Origin of the sequence: Flavobacterium sp., from assembly GCF_035760125.1 — a bacterium.
Taxonomy (GTDB): Bacteria; Bacteroidota; Bacteroidia; order Flavobacteriales; family Flavobacteriaceae; genus Flavobacterium.
This window is the reverse complement of record NZ_DASTTN010000090.1, coordinates 1-3238: the sequence shown is the minus strand read 5'-3', so window position 1 is coordinate 3238 and position 3238 is coordinate 1. Positions and strand designations below refer to the sequence as shown.

The window sequence follows — 3238 nt, the reverse complement described above, 5'->3', positions numbered from 1 at the left end:
AAAACTATCCTTTGCCTATAGATATTGCACTGCCTATTTATTCCTGGGGCATTCATATAAGGGATGGGAAAATAATTGGTTTAAGAAACAAAATTGACATCAATAATTTAAAAAATAACAGTAGTTTTGTTCTTACAAAAGACAATTTGTTTACCATTACAAGTTCCAATTTTAAAGACGGTGTTTTTTATAAGCAAAACGATCAAATAAAAATAGAAAAAATATCAGAAAACGATTTGCTCGAAATGGCAGATGATCTTGAAGAAAATACAACTCAAAATCCAAAAGAAATTATCTTTTATGATCTTGATGAATTCAATTTAAAAAATTATGAAGAAGGACTTTTTAAAAAAATTATTGATTGCTTTTAGTACACTTACCCTTTTAGTTTACGGTACTATTTATGCTTGCGCAGATGGAGATTGGGGCTGGTCATTTGACTCCAACTTCACACCCGAAACTTTTGTGGATAAATCTTACTCTCCACTTTTCTTATCTACTGATGTTTTTTATGGAATTGGTTTTGACACTGAACACCGTACACGATTCAACTCCGAGAATATAAAAGATTGGTCTACCTATCTTGAAGGCAAAATAAACGAAAAAGACTTAACCTTTTTCTTAACTGATTCAAGCAGTACAGATGTAGCCGACTTGAATATTTATTATAAAAAAGGAAAAACAAATAAATGGACTGAAAAATGGAATAAAAAATTCAACATAAATGATAGTAAAGTAAAGGACTTTCTAATATTTTTGGGTGATGCTCAAATTGTTGAAACCTATTCTACCCAACAATTCGATTCTTGGAATTATGACGAAACAACAAAACCTCAGCTTCTAACTGATGGCAATTGGATCAAATCAATTGAAAAAAAATACAGCGACACTAAAGACCCTTTCCTGAAAAACAGGTATTGGTTTTTGGCTGTTAAAGCTAGTTTTTACAGTGATCGTCAGGTAAATGTTGTTTCTTTCTTTTATCAGACAGAAAAATCAATTCCAAAAAACACTTTGTATTACAGAGCATTGGCCTACGTAGCCGGAGTAGAATACAAACAAAAACATTATGCCAAATCCAATTTTCTCTATAGTCAGGTTTTTGATAAATGCCCAACTATGAGAGTGGTTTCTGCATATTGTTTTCATCCACAAGAACAAAAAGACTGGAAGCAATCGTTGTCAATGGCTAAAACAGATGATGAAAAAGCAGCGCTTTGGGCTATTCAAGGCTATTATAATGACGATGAAAAAGCCATAGCCGAAATTTACAAACTGCAACCAAAAAACCAACACCTTGATTTTTTATTGACCCGATTAATCAATAATCAGGAAAACAAAATAGACCATTCTTTCAAAGACAAAACGGTACTTGAAAACAAAAAAAGAACCAAAGATAGCATCCACAAATCGACAATCAATTTGGTTACCAAAATTGCAGAATCAAACAAAACATCCAAACCTTATTTATGGAACGTGGCTGCAGGTTATCTGGAATCCCTAAACGGAAACTTCAAGCAAGCCGATAAAAATTTTGACAAAGCCGAAAGTAAAATGCCGAAAACTCCTTTGGCAATTAATCAAGTAAGATTGTTACGTTTTGTAAATAACCTCAGCAAAATAGACCAATTGAATCCAGAAAACGAAAAAACCATCTTGGCCGATTTATCCTGGTTGTATTCTGAATTGCCTAAAAATGCAATTGAAAATTTCCGCTATGAAAATGCTTCCGCCTGGAGCAAAAACTATTTGGCAGCATTATACCGCTCTCAAAAAAATACTGTAATGACCGAAATTTTCAATCATGAATCTAGTTTTTATGACAATGAAAAACAACTGCTCGATATGAAGGCTTTTTTATCCAAAGCAAACAAAACCGAAATAGAAAAAATTGGTTCGTCCTTTTATGAAATTAAACTGGCAGACATAAACTACTTTCAAGGAGTTAAAGCCACTTTCGAAAACATAATCCCAGAAGCCATTGCTTTTATAAAACAATCGGATAAACTTCAAAACACCGTTTTTTATGGAAACCCATTTCTGGGAAATATCAAAGACTGCCACGATTGCGACCATCAAGCCGCACAAAAAAAGAAATATACTATGCTTGATTTCCTAACCATTATCCAAAAAATGCAGGACAATGTAAGTAAGGGAGTTGATGTGTACAACAACAGTCTTTTACTGGGAAATGCATTTTACAACATTACCCATTTTGGCAACGGCCGATTGTTTTATGAAGGAAATATTGCTGGATATGGTTCAACACCCGACTTTTTCAGAGATCCAATTCGAGATATGATTACCAACTGTTCTTTGGCGAAAGCCTATTATGAAAAAGCATTTTCAGCTTCTAAAAACAATGAACAAAAAGCAAAAACCCAATATATGATGGCCAAATGCGAACGCAACGACTATTACAACAAAAAATACTATTCACTTAATTTATCCACTTGGGACATTCAGGACGACAAAACTAATTTTATTGCTTGGCAAGGATTCAAAAACATAAAAGCCAATTATTCAAAAACCAAGTACTATAAAGAAATCATCAACGAATGTGGGTATTTCAAAACCTATGCACAAAAATAGTTCTAAAAATTATTTAGGCGTGCCACCATAAAGAAAAGGGACTAAATCATCGTACTGGTGATTCGGTCCCTTTTCTTTATGCTGTCGGGCTATCCGAGCTACTTCGGTAGCCTGCTCCTATCCCTCACGCGCAAGATCTTTAGTGTAAATTAGATATTCAATCTTTTAATCACCAACTCCATAATCAAGAATGTGCCATTGCCATACAAACAATGCTAATCTTGGCACCTGGAATTTTCAACAATGCTTTTGAACAGGCTTCGAGAGTTGCTCCCGTTGTCAACACATCATCAATCAACAAATAATGCTTATTAGTGTCTTCTTCTGTGAAGGCAACATCAAAAACCGTTTCAATTCCTTCTGTCCTTCCCAAAAGATTTTTCTTCGATTGCGTTTTAGAATAAACTCTTCGCATTAGAATGGCGTCATTCATTGGAATTTTAAAATTCTCGGACAAGGCTAGTCCGAAATTCGTAACCTGATTATAACCTCGCTCTTTCAATCTCTTTTTATGCAAAGGAACTGGTATTATCACATCCACATTATTCACAATGGAACTGCCCTTTAAATCCGACGCATACCATTCGCCCAAAAAACTTCCAATTTCTTCGTGTCCTTTGTATTTTAAATTATGAATTATTTCCTG

2 protein-coding genes and 1 pseudogene are annotated in these 3238 nt (G+C 34.1%); 2 read left to right on the top strand and 1 reads right to left on the bottom strand.

What is annotated here, in order from left to right:
- Positions 1-371 (top strand): annotated as a pseudogene (locus VFS71_RS03740) (hypothetical protein); the annotation flags it as partial.
- The gene (locus VFS71_RS03735) at positions 331-2592 is read left to right on the top strand and encodes a hypothetical protein (RefSeq protein WP_326399447.1); all 2262 of its coding nucleotides are present in this window, start codon (positions 331-333) and stop codon (positions 2590-2592) included. The pseudogene VFS71_RS03740 and the gene VFS71_RS03735, both read left to right, overlap by 41 nt.
- 184 nt (positions 2593-2776) lie before the next feature.
- Here the strand turns inward: VFS71_RS03735 and VFS71_RS03730 are convergent.
- A partial coding sequence (locus VFS71_RS03730) for a ComF family protein (RefSeq protein ID WP_326399445.1) occupies positions 2777-3238 on the bottom strand: 462 nt, incomplete at its 5' end.

Bases quoted from the DNA above. Each gene is read 5' to 3' on its own strand.
- VFS71_RS03735 (WP_326399447.1), top strand. From the start codon at position 331: ATGAAGAAGGACTTTTTAAAAAAATTATTGATTGCTTTTAGTACACTT.